The organism is Cytobacillus dafuensis, assembly GCF_007995155.1.
GTDB lineage: Bacteria > Bacillota > Bacilli > Bacillales > Cytobacillaceae > Cytobacillus > Cytobacillus dafuensis.
This window is the reverse complement of record NZ_CP042593.1, coordinates 1,735,884-1,753,662: the sequence shown is the minus strand read 5'-3', so window position 1 is coordinate 1,753,662 and position 17,779 is coordinate 1,735,884. Positions and strand designations below refer to the sequence as shown.

Here is a 17,779-nt window from a genome sequence, read left to right as displayed (position 1 = left end):
AGATATAAATCGCACATTGATAGAATGTAAGAGATTCCAGATTATTTGAAGCTGGAGAAATTGATTAATATAATGTATATAAGGGAGAATTTATTAATGGTCGAGAAAATGCATACACCTTTCGACGCGATCGGAGAGGAAGCACTTCATCTTCTTGTAGAAAAATTTTATCATCGCGTGGGGCAACATCCTGATCTCGCTCCAATTTTTCCAAGTGATTTAACGGAAACAGCCAGAAAGCAAAAACAATTTTTGACTCAGTATCTAGGAGGACCACCTTTATATACATCTGAGCATGGCCATCCCATGCTACGTGCCCGACATATGCCTTTTGAAATAACAGAGACTAGAGCAAGAGCATGGCTTTTATGTATGAAAGAAGCAATGGATGAAGTTGGACTTGATGGGCAAGTTAGAGAAGACTTTTATTCCAGACTCTTTTTAACAGCACAGCATATGATTAACACATCTGAAAATGAATTGATGAAAGGTGAGAACTTGTGAACAATCAGGAATCATTCGAATTAAAGTCTACATCACCTCATTGTCATGGCAGTGAGAAAAAGCCGCTTGAATTGTACATGTTCATTGACCCTCTTTGTCCAGATTGCTGGGCTCTAGAACCCATTATCAAAAAGCTTATGATTGAGTATGGGCGATATTTTACCATTAAACATGTCTTAAGTGGAAGACTGGCAACATTAAATATCGGCAGAAAGCAAAGCTATGATAGCATTGCTGAGCTTTGGGAAAAAACCGCGAGCCGCTCTGGAATGTCCTGTGATGGCAGTCTTTGGTTTGAAAATCCAATTTCTTCTCCTCATCTTGCTTCTGTTGCAATAAAGGCAGCTGAATTACAAGGAAGAAGAGCTGGAATCCGCTTTTTAAGAAAATTACAAGAAGTATTATTTCTAGAAAAGCAAAATGTATCTAGCTTTGAAGTTTTAAAGGAATGTGCCATAAGTATTGGTTTAGATGTAGCAGAATTTATTAATGATATCCATTCTGATAGTGCCGGAAAAGCTTTACAATGTGATTTAAAAATCACTTCTGAAATGGATGTTCACGAAATTCCTACACTCGTCTTTTTTAATGAAAATATTGAAGATGAAGGTATAAAAATTACAGGGTATTATCCATATGAAGTTTATGTACAAATTTTAGAAGAAATGCTTATGGAAAAGCCAGAACGATCCTCACCACCACCTTTAGAATTATTTCTACAACATTTTAAATTTGTTGCATCAAAAGAAATTGCTGTCGTTTATAATATGTCCTTAAATGAAGTAGACCTGGAAATGAAGAAGTTGCAATTAAAACAAGTAGTAGAACAGATCCCAGTAAAATATGGCGTTTTTTGGAAATATAATCCTTCCGAACTGACTTGAACTTATTTTTAATTCATAAATAGAAAGACCATGCTAAATTAAATAGCATGGTCTTTCTTCTATACACGAAAAAAAAGGGGATGGGAGAAATTTTTCACGGTCAAACAAGGGGTAAGTGTTTGTTTGTGATCAACTTCATGACTGTAATATAACATGAAAAAATATCACAAACAATAAGTTTGTGTGTTATTTCACAATATTGTCAAATACAAAACATATCAGCAGGAAAAATGAATATAATGATGTAAAGTATTCATTTCGGAGGATATTCAAGTGCATAGGCTTCCTTTTATTCTTATGCTAATCTTTATTGTTTTCTCCTTTATTCTAAATTTCTTTGCACTAATGGACATTTTTCCAATCATAATAAGTTCTCCTCTTTTGTTTCTTTCACTTTTGATTTTTATGATATCAGTGAATGACAGGAAAAAATTTAAGGGATATTAAAGGGAGAACGGAATTAATTCCATTCTCCCCTTTTTCTTACCCTAACAGTTTTTCCATTTCATCAAGCTTTTCTTCAAATACTTTACACGCATCCTCAATTGCCTTAGAGCTTGTCATATCGACTCCAGCTTTCTTTAACACTTCAATTGGGTAATCAGAGCTGCCAGATTTCAAGAACTCAATATAACGATCAACTGCAGGCTGCCCTTCTTCTAAAATTTGTTTACTTAATGCAGTTGCTGCACTAAAGCCAGTTGCATATTGATAAACATAATAGTTGTAATAGAAATGAGGAATTCTAGACCACTCTAAACCAATTTCTTCATCAATAACAAGATTCTCTTCACCAAAATACTTCTTATTGAGCTCATAATAGTCATTTGTTAATGCTTCAGCGGTTATAGCTTCATTATTTTGTGCCTTTTGATGGATCATATGCTCAAATTCCGCAAACATCGTTTGGCGGAAAACTGTACCTCTAAAGCCTTCTAGGTAATGGTTTAGTAAAAATAGTCTCTTTTTATCGTCATCAATTGTTTTCAATAAATAATCGTTTAAAAGTGATTCATTGCATGTTGATGCAACCTCAGCAACGAAAATAGAATAATTTCCATATGGATAAGGTTGAAACTTTCGTGTGTAATAGCTATGCACGGAATGACCAAATTCATGAGCAAGTGTGAAAAGATTATTAACATTATCCTGCCAATTCATTAGTATGAATGGATTTGTTCCATAAGCACCTGATGAATATGCTCCGCTTCGCTTCCCTTTATTTTCATGAACATCTACCCATCGGTTTTCAAAGCCTTCTTTTAACACATTTAAATAATCCTCACCCAGTGGTGCCAAACCTTTTAGTATAATATCCTTCGCTTCTTCATATTTAATTTCCATTTTGACATCTTTTACAAGAGGCGTATAAAGATCGTACATGTGAAGTTCTTGTATACCGAGTACTTTTTTGCGAAGTTTTATATATCGGTGCAATAAATGTAAATGATCATTAACTGTTTTTACAAGGTTATCATACACCGATTCAGGAATATCGTTTGCCGATAATGCTGAATGGCGTGCTGATTGATAGTTCCTAATTTTTGCATTGAAATTATTCTTTTTTACGTTTCCGCCTAATGTACTTGCAAATGTATTGCGAAATTTTCCGTATGTGTCATATACAGCTTTGAAAGCATCATGCCGTACTCTTTGGTCATCACTTTCAAGGAATCGACTGTAGCGACCATGAGTAACTTCTACTTCCTCTCCATTCTCATCCTTAATAGTGGGGAATTCAAGATCAGCATTATTTAGCATTCCAAATGTATTGCTTGAAGCATCAAATACTTCAGAAGCTTGAGCAAGTAATGCCTCCTGTTCAGCTGATAACACATGTGGACGCTGAAGATTAATTTCCTCTAATGACTGCTTATATAGCTTTAGCTCATTATTTTCTTCTAGAAATCCATTAATCTTCTCTTCATCTACAGCTAGAATTTCTGGCACAATATAGGCTAAACCGCTTGCTGCCTGTGCGTATAAATTTTTTATCCGACTATCCATCCCTTGGTAAAAAGAATTCGTCGTGTCTTGATCATATCTCATATGAGCATATGTATAGAGCTTACCAAGGCGTTCTAAAAGATGATCTTGATATTGAAGTGCTTCGAATAATAAATCAGCACTTTCCCCAAGCTTGCTCTGAAATTCTTTTGCACCTGGAATTAATCCGTTCACATCATTATATTCTTTTTCCCAAGCCTCATCGTTCGAAAATATATCCTCAAGCCTCCATGTATCCTCAACTGCGATTTCACTTCTGCTAGGAAGTTTTTTAACTGCTGTTTCGTTTCCCATTCCTTCATCCTCCAATAAACAATTTCGACTTTCGAATAAATCATACATATTTATTCGATTTTTTACGTTAATTTCCTTCTATATTCATACAATTTTTTATTTCCTCTTTATCATACCCAAGCTTTTAATGTAATACTATTGCCCAATAAGGTGAAACTTCCATAAGTGGGGGTTTTCTTTCATCCCCCACTTATGGTTAGTTGAACCAATCACGCTCAAAACGCCACGTCCTGTGGCTTTCGCCTGACTAGGACATCGTGTCCGTTGTCGGGCCTTTACGGGCAGTTGATCCCCCACTTAGGTTTCTTTGATTCTCTCGCAACCTTGAAGCGGGGTCTTACTGCCCGTTAATCTGCGATAAAGATCGTTATTTTAAGTTTTCCATTATTATTTTTCCATATTTCTGATAAAATTCTCTTTCCATTTCAACTTGCTTCACTTGATTATCTTGTATTGTTATTGGAATATCTTTTTTGAAAAAATCGTGATTTACATTATCCAATCTATTTGTTTTTACGAGCAAATCAATATACTCTTTAACAGCTGCGAATACATCACCATTTCGATTTAGAGGAAGATTTCTTATTTTTACATCCTTTTTACTCACTCTTCTAAAAAATGAACGATGGATTTCATGTAGAGAAAAGCACTGTTTATGGCTTAGTAAGTCCATATACAAATAACTTTGCCACACGATAGCTGGTGTTTCAATTAAGGGTGCATGTTTAACAGGTAATCCAATTTCTGGCGGGAGAAGAGAAGGTATTAATGAATGAGTATATAGCTCTTGGAGAAATTTATTCTGATGAGATCCGTAGAGGGATAAAGTGATATTTTTCGCTTTTCTAATTTCTCTTTGCCAATCCTCAATATTAAATAACCGGCTACAATTAGGTTGAATTAAATTAGCTAGGGAGGCAGTGTTTATATCCATAACAGAAAATTGGGCAATAGAATTTTTTACTGAAATGGGTAGGATATGATTTACGATAATGAGGGTATTCGTGACGGGGCAAAATGCGGGTAGTATCCATTTTTCTGAATCGTTCTTTGATAAAAATAAATAATCAAAACCTGTTAGCTCTGTTCGATAATTCCCTTTTCGTTTAATATTTTTCCCTGCCATGATCCATATAGGTAAAATTTCTGCTTTATAATAATTTTCCGTTCTTTTGACAAACAATTCTTCTGGAATAACCGAGCATTGAAATTCAATGGCATAATGGACTCCATTGTGCATGAATCCAACATCCGGACGCTGGGATATCTCTTTATAAAATGGCTCAAGTTGAGGTGTAAGTCCAAGTGAATTCAGCCATTCAAACAATCTGAGCTTCCCCTTTAAATGATATTCTGATTCTCTCTCATAACTTTCAGAGCAACTGGCATCTTTCTTATGAGCAAAATGCGGTATTCTTTTGGAGCCGATTTTAAGAATGACTTCTTCTTCGCATTCTGGACAATAAAAGCTTTCCTTTTTCCTTATTTCTTTTAATCTCTCACCGTTTCGAATACTTGTTAAACTAAACCAATCACCATGCTTTGTTTTTGAAACAAGCAAAAAATCATCTCCTTTCATACGATGTGTATTTCGTCATAAACAATGATAATCCTTTATTTTGTCGAACAATTAATTTCAAAAGTATTATTACTAATAATAAAGAAAGGCTGTTTTCGTAAAGTTTGTTGTTTTTAATGCAATTTTTATTTAACTATCTGAGTTGATTGGAGCGGAGGGCACTTGACTCCTGCGGGAATGGAGGGAAGCGTGAGACCCCACAGGCCTTAGCGCCGAGGAGGCTCACGTCTCTCCCCGCGGAAAGCAAGTGACCGCAGCGGAAATCAACGGGCAAAATTTGAAAGTATGCGAAAAGAGCCTAAAGAAAAAACCTAGCCTGTTTTAGACTAGGTTTCTATAAGAATGGCGAAAAAAGCCTTGACGTAGATTCGATAATCCGATAACCAATATGTCTTTCCTTAAAATGCTCTAAATCAATTTGCTTGGAATTTTGAAGATCATTCATATATTCATGTACAAGCTTTTGTGTACTTCTTGTCCGATATAAGAATGCATTTACCTCAAAATTTAAATGAAAGCTTCTCATATCCATATTTGACGTTCCAATTGATGCTAGCTCTTCATCCACGATGATAATTTTGCTGTGCATAAATCCTTTTTCATACTCATAGATTTTTACACCAGCTTCTAACATTTCAGGAAAATAGGAACGTGATGCATAAAAGACAATTTTCTTATCTGGTCTTTGCGGCATTAACAGCTTGACATCTATTCCACTAAGGGCTGCAATTTTTAATGCAGAGAAGATATCTTCATCCGGAATAAAATACGGAGATGCAATCCAAACTGATTTTTGGGCTGAAGTGATCATAGAAAAGAAAATATTCTTTATGACGCTCCATTCAGTATCTGGACCTCCAGCAATTAACTGAACTCCGCCATGATTGTTTTCTTCCAAATCTGGAGATAAATAATCTGCAGTTAATATATTTTGGTCTGTCATATAATACCAATCTTGAAGGAAAATAAGCTGAAGGGTTCTAACTGCTTCCCCTTTCATTTCCATATGAGTATCTCTCCAGAAGCCAAAGCTTTCATCTCTGCCTAAATATTCATCACCTATGTTTAAGCCCCCTACAAATCCTACGCTTCCATCAATGACAATGATTTTACGATGATTTCGGAAATTAATTTTACTGCTAAGAAAAGGAAGGCGAACAGGGCCAAACGGAACAATTTCTACCCCAGCTTGCCTTAGTTCAACAATAAAGTTCTTCGACAGCTGAAAAGACCCTACCGCATCATATAGGAATCTCACCTTTACTCCTTCTTTTGCTTTTTGAATTAAGATGTCCTTTATTTCTTGACCAATTTCGTCATGTCGAACAATATAATATTCTAAGTGTATATGATGGCTTGCTTTTTTTAATGCTTCTAATATTTGTTGGAAGGTCTCGTCTCCATTTGTTAAAACCTTCGTTTGTGTGGCAAATGAAATTGGACTATTCCCTAAATTCTGTGCCAAATAAAACAGCTTCCGCTGATGGTCTGCCATTTGAGATATTTTTTCCTCATTTGAAGGATCTATTTCGCCTTCTACTCTTAAAAAAGCCTGTTTATCAAGAAAATATTTACGTCTATACATTTTTTCTTTCCGATAATTTCGGCCAAATAAAAGGTAGAAAATAAACCCTACTAAAGGTAAACTCCCTAAAACAACGATCCATGTTAATGTTTGTGCGGGATGGCGATTTTCAAGGAAAATGACAAAACCAATAAAAATCACCGACAATGACATTAAAATACTAAAAAATCCTAAATAATCCCCTGTTAACATGGTAAAATGGTCGTAAAGAAAAATTATTCCGGCCATTAAAAAGATAAAAATAATAATTCTGACTGTATTTTTCACACTTTCACCTGCCATAGCGGCAACCCTTATGATTTTCTTTGAGTCGATTTGAATCGTTTCATTATCCATAGAAAATCCGATTTCAACACTGAAATCGGATTTTCTAATTAAAATAACTTCTTAATTTTTCAAATACATCCTCAGCGATGATTAAGTTTCCATATTCCTCAACACGATGAATCGTTACTTGAGTTTCAATTCCATATTCCAATAATAACGATAATAAATTATCAATATCCTCTTCAGCAAATAGCTCTTCTGGAAATTCGACAAATAGATAATATTTTCCCTCAAAAGAAAATAATTTGGTTGGAATATTGTCTAATCCATGTTGTTTTGATAATAAGATGACGTCTTCAAAATCCTTAAATGTCAAAAGGAAGTCAAGATTTTCCTCATAATCTAATTCATTATCCTCTGATTCAGGATTGAAATGCTGATCTAACAGCTCTTCAATACGTTCATCGACAGGTATATCTTTTAATTTTTCATTTGGAATAGGCAACTCGAATTTGTTTCCATCCTTAGAAAGCTGAGCCTTCGTAACCAATATCTCTAATCCTTTATCTAGAGCTTGAACCTGTATCCATAGAGGTCCTTCCACAGTGAATTCCTCTTCATCGTGGACCTCCTCCATCATTTCCCAAAAAAGCTCCTCGCTTCGTTCGCGGTTATACCAAATTTCATCGCGCTCAAAGCCTCGTTCTTCTATATCAACGTAAGAAATATAAAACTTTACTGTGTTGTCATTGATTCTTTCTATTTCCATTTTACACCTCTCCCTTCTGGAGTTGGTTGAAGGGACAAATATACCCTTATTAATTCATATCTGTTATCTATGATTCCATATAAATGACAGTATATTCCTTAAATTGAGAAGGTAATTTATATTGTACCTTGTACTTTTATTTTATGACAAAATGACAATAAAGGGAATTAAAATGTCACAACTTTTAAAAAACCATTATTTGCCTATTCGGATTTCCAGATTTAAAAAGACCTTCTTCCAAAGAAAGAAGGTCTCTTTTTTTAATTAACTAAGCGCTGAGCTTCACGAAGTTGAAATGTACGAACTTTCCTTGGAAGAAATCTTCGAATTTCATCTTCATTATAACCTACTTGTAGCCTCTTCTCATCAATAATGATTGGACGGCGAAGTAAGCCAGGATTTTTTTTGATTAACTCAAATAAATCTTGAAGTGGCATAGATTCCAAATTTACATCAAGTTTTTGGAAAATCTTAGAACGCGTAGATATAATCTCATCCGTACCATCTTCCGTCATACGTAGAATGGCTTTTATTTCATCGATTGTCAAAGGCTCAGAAAATATATTTCTTTCTTTATAGGCAATATCATGTTCTTCCAACCATAACTTTGCTTTTCTGCATGAAGTACAACTTGGTGAAGTGTATAATGTAACCATTTTACAAATTCACTCCCTTAAAATTTAGACATATAATCAAATCTTTTGATTTTTATTTGTTTAAATATGAACATATGAGCTAATCTTAAATTAAAATTACTATAAATAAGTAATTTTATATTCATGATTATACACCAAGAAAATCAGTTTTGGTATATCTTTTTAAAATAGATTAAAGCCTTAAATATTCATTAAACAAATGATAATTCTGGCAACTCTAGTATATAAGACGAATGAAACCATGAAAAGTTTCATTAAATCTTTATTATTTTTTTGATTCACAAATTGTTCACAATATAGTTGACATCCTTTTTAATTTTAGAGCACCTTTTTATGAAAGAGTCCATCACCTTTTTTTTATAAAATATCTAACTCTTCATTTTTTTATATCCTTTTTTTTCTCAATTATTATCATGTTATTGAAAAAAAGATAAAAACCCTTATGATAGTTGATCTAAAATATTTTGATTATTACTGTCTTCTTCATAGGTGAGCACTTCCTCAACAGGCTGATAAGCTTCGCCATAAAAATGGACATCACGATAAGTATGTATAGATTCATAAGTTTTTTTCATTGCCGTAAATATTAATTCTTCACTTTCATTATTTGGTGCCCAATAAAGTATTTCCATTTCATTTATTTCTTTAGTAGCAAGAGAACGTCTCTTATATCCAATTGCCTGCGCATGCTCAAATCCTTCTCGTTTATAAAAATGGAGTCTTTTTTCTGTATCGGTGTCTTCATAATTAATAGGCTCAACTTCTAAAATAATTGGTTTTTCCTTTTTCTTCAGCTTATCAATCAATTTATGTCCTAATCCTTGGCCCCTTGATTCTTTCGAGACGAATAAATAATCTATAAAAATAAAATAATCAAACTCGGCATACATGAGAACATGATAAGGTCCTTCATCTTTTTGATAAATCCCTGGCTGTTCCTTTAATAATGTCTCCATATGTTCTTTTGATTTCATTTCTTCAATTGGAAAATATTGATTTAATTTTTCATACCAGTGCATAGATGACTTCTCCTTCTTCATCCAGTATTAAAAAGTTCTTATTAATAAAGTATTTCGCTGATTCCCCCTTTTAATACATGATAACTTCTAATACAATAGGGATATGGGGATAGCTTCTGAATCACAATTTTTTTTGTGAAATAAGGAAAGTGGGGGTTAAGATGAAAGAATACATATTTGATCTTACGGTTGTTGCATTGCTAATTATTGGCCTAACAGCAACATTGGGTGTTTTTACAAATGGTCTTGGTGAAAGGCTATTTGGTGGTAAAAAGAAAAATGAATTTGTTGATCAATCTGCAAGATATCAAACTGGTTGGAAATATGTTGGCGGAAAAAAGAAATAAAATTGAATTAAACCAAAGAGACTGGAATATAACAGTCTCTTTTTCTTTGTAAAAATGAAACCGACGACATTTCCAATACTCAGAAAAGTAATATTAGTAGAAATTTTTATAGAAATTTCTTTTTGGATAGTGTATGATGTTAAAAGAGTAATACGTTATCGCACAAAAGTATAGAATTGTTTTTTCAACATGGATCAACCTCTTCAAATACTAAAGAAAAAGAAGTTTTTCTTCATTATTCGATCCCAAAATGAAAAAACGATCTCATTCAAGAGATCGTTTTTATTATTTAACATATTGTGCTTTATATTGATTTGCTTCCTTTTCTGAACAATAAACAAAATGCCCTGGAGCAATTTCACGCATTTCAACCTTGTCATTTTCACTGTAATTGTGAACCTTTGGATCATAGGATTTACGCTTGCGTGTTCGTTCAGTATCAGGATCTGGAAGTGGAATGGCTGATAAAAGCGATTGGGTATATGGGTGAATTGGATTTTTATATAAATCTTCTGCTGTTGCAAGCTCAACTAGCTTACCAAAGTACATTACCCCAATTCGATCACTAATATACTTAACCATGGATAAGTCATGGGCAATAAAGAGATAGGTTAACCCTTTTTCACGCTGTAGCTTTTTCATCAAGTTAACAACCTGAGCCTGAATAGAAACGTCTAGTGCAGAAATCGGCTCATCCGCAATGATGAAATCAGGTTCAACAGCAAGTGCACGTGCAATGCCGATACGCTGTCTTTGGCCACCAGAGAACTCATGCGGGTAACGGTTAGCATGCTCTTTATTTAAACCGACTGTTTCCAATAGTTCATAAACTCTTCCCATTCGATCTGTTTTGCTATTCGCTAAACCGTGAATATCAATGCCTTCAGCAATAATATCCGCTACTGTCATACGCGGGTTAAGTGAAGCATAAGGGTCTTGGAAAATCATTTGCATTTTACGATTGAATTTCTTTAATTCTTTAGATGATTTCTTGCCATGTACGTCTTCCCCGTTGAAAAGGACTTGGCCGTCAGTCGCATCATATAGTCTAATAATTGTCCGTCCAGTTGTCGATTTTCCACATCCCGATTCACCAACAAGGCCGAGTGTTTCACCTTTATAAATATCAAAAGAAATTCCATCAACAGCTTTTACCATATTCGGCTTTCCAATATTGAAATGCTGTTTTAAATTTTTTATTTCTAATAATTTTTCAGCCATGTTTAGTTACCCTCCTTTACAAGTACTGGTTGCTTGAACGCAGAGGATAATTGACGCATCCGTTTTTTAACTGAATCTGGAGGCTCTACCTTTGGTGCATCCGGATGAAGAAGCCATGTTTTTGCAAAATGTGTTTCAGAAATTTGGTACATTGGCGGCTCTTCTTCAAAGTCAATTGCCAAAGCATAATTATTTCTCGCTGCAAATGCATCTCCCTTTGGAGGATTAGTTAAGTCTGGCGGTGTTCCAGGGATCGCAGCAAGCTCTGCTTTGTCATCGTTGTCTAAGCTTGGCATGGATGCAAGAAGCCCCCATGTGTAAGGATGACGTGGATCATAGAAGATTTCATCAACTGTACCCATTTCAACAATTTGTCCAGCGTACATAACAGCTACACGATCTGCAACATTTGCTACAACACCTAGATCATGAGTAATAAAGATAATGGAAGTATCCATTTTGTTCTGTAAATCTTTCATTAAATCAAGAATTTGTGCTTGAATCGTTACATCAAGAGCTGTTGTTGGCTCATCAGCAATTAATAGCTTTGGATTTGCAGCTAACGCTATGGCAATCATTACACGCTGTCTCATTCCACCTGAAAATTCATGCGGATATTGATTTACGCGCCTTTCAGGCATTGGAATACCAACAAGACTAAGCAGTTCTACCGCACGAGCTTTCGCAGCCTGCTTTGACATATTTTGGTGTTTTATCAGAACTTCCATAATCTGATAACCCACTTTCATCGTAGGATTCAAAGATGTCATTGGGTCTTGGAAAATCATACTAATTTCTTTTCCTCGGATTTTCTCCATTTGTTTATCCGTCTTTGGAACAATATCTTCTCCGTTAAAAAGAATTTGACCGCCTGTAATTTTACCAGGTGGCATTGGAATTAATTTCATGATCGTCTGAGAAGTAACACTCTTACCTGATCCTGATTCGCCAACAATGGCAAGTGTCTCACCCTTATGAAGGTCAAAGCTTACACCACGAACTGCTTTTACGGATCCTCCATATGTTTGGAATGAGACTTCTAAATCTTTTACTTCGAGAATTTTTTCCATAATCTCACTCCCTTATTTACGAAGTCTTGGGTCCAGAGCATCACGTAATCCGTCTCCAACTACATTAAATGCAAAAATAGTTACACAGATAAATGTTGCTGGGAAGAATAAACGCCAAGGATAGTAGCGTAGTGCTGGAAGTCCGTCACTAGCCATTGAACCCCAGCTGGCAAGAGGCGGAGTTAATCCTAACCCTAAATAACTTAAAAAAGATTCTGTAAAAATTGCACTTGGGATTGTTAAAGTCATGGTAACAAGAATTGGAGCCATTGCATTTGGAATTAAATGCCTTGCCATAATTCTGCTAGTATTTGCACCTAAAGTTTTGGAAGCAAGAACATATTCTTGATTTTTTAATGATAATACTTGACCACGTACAATCCGTGACATATTGATCCATCCTGTAATTGTCATGGCAAGAATCATAGTTCCAAGCCCTTGGCCTAATACAACCATTAATAAGATAACAAGTAATAAATAAGGTACACCGTAGAGAACGTCCGCAAAACGCATCATCATTTCATCAGTACGACCGCCTTTATAGCCAGCAATACCACCCCATAGTACCCCTATGAATAAATCAATTAACGCAGCAGCAACACCGATAAAAATTGAAATTCGAGCACCTTCCCAAGTACGTGTGAAAACATCACGCCCCAGATCGTCAGTACCAAACCAATGTTCGGATGAAGGAGGTTGATTTTTATTTGCTAAATCATTCGTACTATAATCATATCCTGATAGATGCGGTCCAATGATCGCCATAATGATTAATAGAACTAGTAGGACTAATCCAACCAAAGCGAGCTTATTTTTTCGGAAGCGGATAAAAACGTCTTTCCAGAACGAAAGACTAGGCTTTGAAATTTTTTCAGCGTCTGAATATTTTGCTCCAACGAGTTGAAATTTATCTTTCGAAATCTGCATGATTCATTACTCTCCTTTCTTCCCACCGGCAAGTTTAATACGTGGGTCGATGAATCCGTATGCTATGTCAACAAGGAGAATAGATACGAGCAATAGAATACTATAGAAAACGGTTACTCCCATTATTACCGTATAATCACGATTATTAATACTTGTAACAAAGTGAGCACCTAGGCCAGGAATCCCAAAAATTCTTTCAATTACAAAGCTTCCTGTTAAAATTCCAGCTGTTAATGGGCCCATATAAGTGACAACCGGTAAAAGTGCATTTCGTATTGCGTGTTTAACCGTTATTACTCCTCTACTTAATCCTTTTGCTTTTGCTGTTTTAATATAATCATTACTTAAAACTTCCAGCATACTTGAACGAGTTAAACGAGCGATAAATGCCATTGGAGTTGCAGCCAGCGCTAGTGCAGGAAGAATGGTATGCATGAATGTTTCCCAACGTGCTACTGGGAATAGCCCCATTTTGATGGCAAGGAAATATTGCAAAAAGGTTGCCATGATAAAGGATGGAACAGAAATTCCTAATACTGCTATAATCATAGCCGTGTAATCAGGCCATCTATTATGCTTTAATGCGGCGATAATTCCTAGAAGTATTCCAAAAGAAACAGCTAGTAGTAAAGCCTCTGCCCCAAGCATGGCCGATACTGGGAAGCCTTCATTGATTAAGTCATTAACTGTTTGAGATTTATATTTAAATGACGGACCAAAATCCCAGTTTAATATTCTTACAAGATAATCCCAATATTGAGCATACCACGGCTGATCTAAACCAAAGTGAGCATTTAAATTCGCTTCAATTTCGGGAGGCAGCTTTTTCTCAGAAGTAAACGGGTTTCCTGGTGCAATGCGCATGAAAAAAAACGTTGCTGTCACAATTAACCACAAGGAAATGATCATGTACAGCAAGCGCTTTCCAATATATTTCACCATTGTAAAACACCTCCAATTAATACATCTCTAAAGCAGAAACGAAGGTATACAGGAGGTCCTCCCCCCTATATACCTTTCGTCTTCAAGATTTTTTATTCAAAATGTGCCCATTTGTATTGAACTTCACCAAGACCAGTTACAACAACATCTTTTAAGTTGTCAACTTTAACCCAGTTTTGAGTATAGAAGTAGATTGGCATTACTGGCATATCATCCATTAATACTTTCTCTGCATCTTTAAGGATTTGTTGACGAGCTTCTGGATCACCTTCAGTAGCAGATTTAGCTAGTAAGTCTTGGAACTCTTTGCTTTCCCATCCTGTATCATTGTTACCGCCATCAGCATCACGGTACATTTCAAGGAAGTTAATAGCATCGTTAAAGTCACCTAACCAACCCATACGTCCAACTTGATAATCAAGTGAATGCATTTTATCGATAAATACTGCCCATTCTGAGTTTTCAAGTGTTACTTCAACACCAAGGTTCGTTTTCCACATATCTTGGATTGCTTGTGCAATCTTTTGATGTCCTTCAGACGTATTGTAAGAAAGAGAAATAGGAGGTAGTTCAGAAACATCTTTAAGACCCATTTCTTCTAAACCTTTTTGTAAATATTCTTTTGCTTTTTCAACATCGTTATCAGGGAAATAGCCTTTTTCGCTCTCAGGGAACATAGATGGCGGTACAATTGCCATTGCTGGAAGCTGTTCACCTTGAGCAACGTTGTCAATAATTTCTTGACGGTTAATTGCATGTGCAAATGCTTTACGGATATTTACGTTATTGAACGGCTCAACAGTTGTGTTGAATTTGTAGTTATAAATACCTGCGATTGATTGAGTTGTTAAACGACCTTCGTCTTTAAGAGCTTGCATTGCATCTGTCGGTAATGTGCCTGTTGGAGAACCTGCCCAATCAAGTTCGCCATTATCAAGCATTGATAACTCTGTGTTTGGATCGTTAATCATAACCATTTCAATTGAAGTTAATTTTACTGTATCAGCATCCCAGTATTTTTCATTCTTTTCTAGGACGATTTTATCACTATGAGACCATTCCTTCATTACGAAAGGTCCGTTAGAAGTGTAGTTTTCACCAGCATCATTTGCCCAGTCTTTATTTGCTTCAGCAATTTTGCTGTTGATTGGAAGATAAGTATAGAAAGCAGTCAACTCTAGGAAGAATGGAGTTGGGTTTTCAAGTGTAACTTCAAGTGTTTTGTCGTCTACAACTTTAATTCCAACATCATCCAATGAACCTTCACCACTGTTTGCAGCTTGTCCACCTTTAATATAATAAAGTTGGTATGCATACTCAGATTGGTTATTTGGATCTAAAGCCCATTTCCAAGCATATTCAAAGTCTTTAGCAGTTACTGGATCACCATTTGACCACTGTGCATCACGAAGTGTAAATGTATAAACTGTTTGATCATCTGAAACCTCGATTTTTTCTGCTGCAGCCTCATGTGGCTTACCATCAGCTTCAATACGAGTTAAACCTTCGAAGGTTTGACGAAGAACTGTTCCAGAAGTAGAATCTTTCGCTAGTCCTGGATGTAAAGATGGTGGCTCAGTATTGATATTTACTCGTAATTCTTGCGGTACATCAGACTTTCCTGCGTCTTTTTCTCCGCCTTTTTCACCGCTGTCAGCATTGTCTTTGCCGCCGCAAGCTGCAAGGAACATGCTAAGTACTAACAACATGCTAAAAAAGATCGATAATCTTTTCTTCACGGTTTCAACCCCCTGTGTATTTTTTCACCAAACAGTTACTTTAGAATTGTCACCATACAAATACAAGTGTACGCTCCGGGTATATTGCTTAAATAGTCTGTCAATTTAGGATAAAAAAATGACATACAAACATTAGATTAAAAAAAAGAAAGTTGTTATTCTCTTAATAGAAAGATTATCCGTTCTATTCTGATAATTAATCAGATTATATGTATGAATCTTTCTTTCTATGATAGTTTACAACCTGCTTTTCTAGTATAGTAATACACCTCAAAGTTATACTGTAAATCTATTGTAATTTTTGTCACAATTTCGTAAAGAATTTGTTTGTTAGGTTTATTATAATTTCTAAAAAATGATTATGCAAGTAGGTTTTTAAAAGCATTATAGTAATCTAGCAATCACTTTTTCTAGAAATGCCTATGAAATAAGAGTTTTTAGACAAATAAAAAAATATTTTTTTCGCCTATTTTCGACTTTTTTTACAAAATAAGAATAATAATCTTTATTTTAATTTTCCGAAAATAGTTATTTGGTGTTAAACTGTAACTCCACTTGATTTCTCCTCCAAGTTGCTATATTATTACTTTTAATAAAATTAATACAAATGGCTATGAAGAAGAGGAGTATATTTACTTAAGGTTTCAAGAGAGTCTGTGGGTGGTGTGAACAGGTAACCTGGTAAATAGAATGGACTTTTGAGCTATCTAGTTTATAGACGTCACCTCACGTTATAGAGGGTCCATGGCTTTTGTATGGAACAGAGTGACTCATTTTTTGAGTAATTAGGGTGGCAACGCGGACCATTCGTCCCTATTTTTTAGGACGAATGGTCTTTTTTGCGTTTACTTTTAAAGGTACTTTATTTGTCTATTGCTAAACATCAACTGCTCTCTATTCTAAGGCGACAGCCGCTTTTCTTAATTAAAGGAGGAAAATTATGAAAACTATTTTTTCAGGCATTCAGCCTAGTGGCACCATAACTCTGGGGAACTATATCGGTGCTCTAAAACAGTTTGTTGAGCTGCAAAATGAATACAATTGTTATTTTTGCATTGTTGATCAGCATGCCATCACAGTGCCTCAAGATCGACTTGAGCTTAGGAAGAATATTCGCAGTCTAGCTGCACTTTATTTAGCAGTAGGAATAGACCCAGAAAAAGTTACTTTATTTATTCAATCTGAGGTCCCTGCACATGCACAAGCAGGATGGATGATGCAATGCATTTCCTATATCGGCGAGCTCGAAAGAATGACACAATTTAAAGATAAATCTGCTGGTAGAGAAGCTGTTTCGGCTGCATTATTAACTTATCCGCCATTAATGGTTGCCGATATTCTTTTATATAGTACCGACCTTGTCCCGGTTGGAGAAGATCAAAAACAGCATCTTGAATTAACTCGGGATTTAGCTGAGCGATTCAATAAAAAATATAGTGAAATCTTCATCATTCCTGAAATTCGAATCCCTAAAGTTGGTGCGCGTATTATGTCTTTGCAAGAACCAACAAAAAAAATGAGCAAATCAGATCCAAATAAAAAAGCATCGATTACTCTTTTAGATGATATTAAGCAAATCGAAAAGAAAATAAAAAGTGCAGTTACAGATTCAGAGGGAATCGTCAAGTATGATACAGAAAACAAACCAGGTGTCTCTAATCTTCTTTCTATCTATTCAATTTTTTCTGGAAAAGAAATTACCGATATTGAAAAAATGTATGAAGGAAAGGGATATGGAGATTTTAAAGCGGATTTAGCAGAAATTGTAGTTAATGAAATCAAACCAATTCAAGAAAAATATTTTGAGCTCATGGAATCAAGCGAGCTTGATGACATCCTTGATCAAGGTGCAGAAAAAGCGCAAAAAGTTGCAAATAAAATGTTGAAGAAAATGGAAAACGCCATGGGTCTTGGAAGAAAAAGAAGATAAAAGTGAAAGTAAAAAAAATCTATCGCATACGTGATAGAT

Annotated in this window: 15 protein-coding genes and 1 other annotated feature; of the genes, 4 read left to right on the top strand and 11 right to left on the bottom strand. The window is 35.2% G+C overall.

Annotation, left to right across the window (positions count from 1 at the left end; translation table 11 throughout):
* Window positions 1-96: 96 nt before the first annotated feature.
* Together FSZ17_RS08285 and FSZ17_RS08280 are read left to right on the top strand one after the other, a co-directional pair.
* Window positions 97-504: a globin domain-containing protein gene (locus tag FSZ17_RS08285; protein ID WP_057774190.1), complete on the top strand. Its 408-nt coding sequence runs from the start codon at window positions 97-99 to the stop codon at window positions 502-504.
* Window positions 501-1,388, top strand: coding sequence for a ClpXP adapter SpxH family protein (locus FSZ17_RS08280; RefSeq protein WP_057774192.1), 888 nt, complete (start codon window positions 501-503; stop codon window positions 1,386-1,388). Before FSZ17_RS08285 ends, FSZ17_RS08280 begins: the two co-directional genes overlap by 4 nt.
* Before the next feature lie 483 nt (window positions 1,389-1,871).
* On the opposite strand, the gene pepF is transcribed toward FSZ17_RS08280, so the two are convergent.
* The 6 genes from pepF to FSZ17_RS08250 all read right to left on the bottom strand — a co-directional run bounded on the left by pepF (window position 1,872) and on the right by FSZ17_RS08250 (window position 9,564).
* A complete protein-coding gene (gene pepF / locus FSZ17_RS08275; RefSeq protein ID WP_057774194.1) occupies window positions 1,872-3,689 on the bottom strand; it encodes an oligoendopeptidase F in 1,818 nt (605 codons plus the stop codon).
* 367 nt (window positions 3,690-4,056) lie between these two features.
* The gene (locus tag FSZ17_RS08270) at window positions 4,057-5,250 is read right to left on the bottom strand and encodes a competence protein CoiA (RefSeq protein ID WP_057774196.1); all 1,194 of its coding nucleotides are present in this window, start codon (window positions 5,248-5,250) and stop codon (window positions 4,057-4,059) included.
* Between the two features lie 352 nt (window positions 5,251-5,602).
* Window positions 5,603-7,120, bottom strand: coding sequence for a cardiolipin synthase (cls, locus tag FSZ17_RS08265; protein WP_057774830.1), 1,518 nt, complete (start codon window positions 7,118-7,120; stop codon window positions 5,603-5,605).
* 103 nt (window positions 7,121-7,223) lie between these two features.
* Complete coding sequence (gene mecA / locus FSZ17_RS08260) at window positions 7,224-7,889, bottom strand: adaptor protein MecA (RefSeq protein ID WP_057774198.1); 666 nt, start codon at window positions 7,887-7,889, stop codon at window positions 7,224-7,226.
* Between the two features lie 260 nt (window positions 7,890-8,149).
* Complete coding sequence (gene spxA, locus FSZ17_RS08255; RefSeq protein ID WP_057774200.1) at window positions 8,150-8,545, bottom strand: transcriptional regulator SpxA; 396 nt, start codon at window positions 8,543-8,545, stop codon at window positions 8,150-8,152.
* Window positions 8,546-8,985: 440 nt separating this feature from the next.
* On the bottom strand, window positions 8,986-9,564 hold the full coding sequence (locus FSZ17_RS08250) for a GNAT family N-acetyltransferase (RefSeq protein ID WP_057774202.1): 579 nt from the start codon (window positions 9,562-9,564) through the stop codon (window positions 8,986-8,988).
* A 161-nt stretch (window positions 9,565-9,725) separates the two neighbouring features.
* On the opposite strand from FSZ17_RS08250, the gene FSZ17_RS08245 reads away from it, so the two are divergent.
* The gene (locus FSZ17_RS08245) at window positions 9,726-9,911 is read left to right on the top strand and encodes a hypothetical protein (protein ID WP_057774204.1); all 186 of its coding nucleotides are present in this window, start codon (window positions 9,726-9,728) and stop codon (window positions 9,909-9,911) included.
* A gap of 285 nt (window positions 9,912-10,196) precedes the next feature.
* Here FSZ17_RS08245 and FSZ17_RS08240 read toward each other — a convergent pair whose 3' ends face one another.
* The 5 genes from FSZ17_RS08240 to FSZ17_RS08220 form a co-directional block, all read right to left on the bottom strand.
* Window positions 10,197-11,132, bottom strand: a complete 936-nt coding sequence (locus FSZ17_RS08240; protein ID WP_057774205.1) for an ABC transporter ATP-binding protein — start codon at window positions 11,130-11,132, stop codon at window positions 10,197-10,199.
* A 2-nt stretch (window positions 11,133-11,134) separates the two neighbouring features.
* Window positions 11,135-12,202: an ABC transporter ATP-binding protein gene (locus FSZ17_RS08235; RefSeq protein ID WP_057774207.1), complete on the bottom strand. Its 1,068-nt coding sequence runs from the start codon at window positions 12,200-12,202 to the stop codon at window positions 11,135-11,137.
* A 12-nt stretch (window positions 12,203-12,214) separates the two neighbouring features.
* Complete coding sequence (locus FSZ17_RS08230; RefSeq protein WP_057774209.1) at window positions 12,215-13,132, bottom strand: ABC transporter permease; 918 nt, start codon at window positions 13,130-13,132, stop codon at window positions 12,215-12,217.
* A gap of 3 nt (window positions 13,133-13,135) precedes the next feature.
* A complete protein-coding gene (locus FSZ17_RS08225) occupies window positions 13,136-14,071 on the bottom strand; it encodes an ABC transporter permease (protein ID WP_057774211.1) in 936 nt (311 codons plus the stop codon).
* Between the two features lie 92 nt (window positions 14,072-14,163).
* Complete coding sequence (locus tag FSZ17_RS08220) at window positions 14,164-15,810, bottom strand: peptide ABC transporter substrate-binding protein (RefSeq protein ID WP_057774213.1); 1,647 nt, start codon at window positions 15,808-15,810, stop codon at window positions 14,164-14,166.
* A 604-nt stretch (window positions 15,811-16,414) separates the two neighbouring features.
* Window positions 16,415-16,628: a binding site (T-box leader), on the top strand.
* Between the two features lie 122 nt (window positions 16,629-16,750).
* Between FSZ17_RS08220 and trpS the strand changes: the two genes are divergently transcribed.
* A complete protein-coding gene (gene trpS, locus FSZ17_RS08215) occupies window positions 16,751-17,740 on the top strand; it encodes a tryptophan--tRNA ligase (protein WP_057774215.1) in 990 nt (329 codons plus the stop codon).
* Window positions 17,741-17,779: the final 39 nt, after the last annotated feature.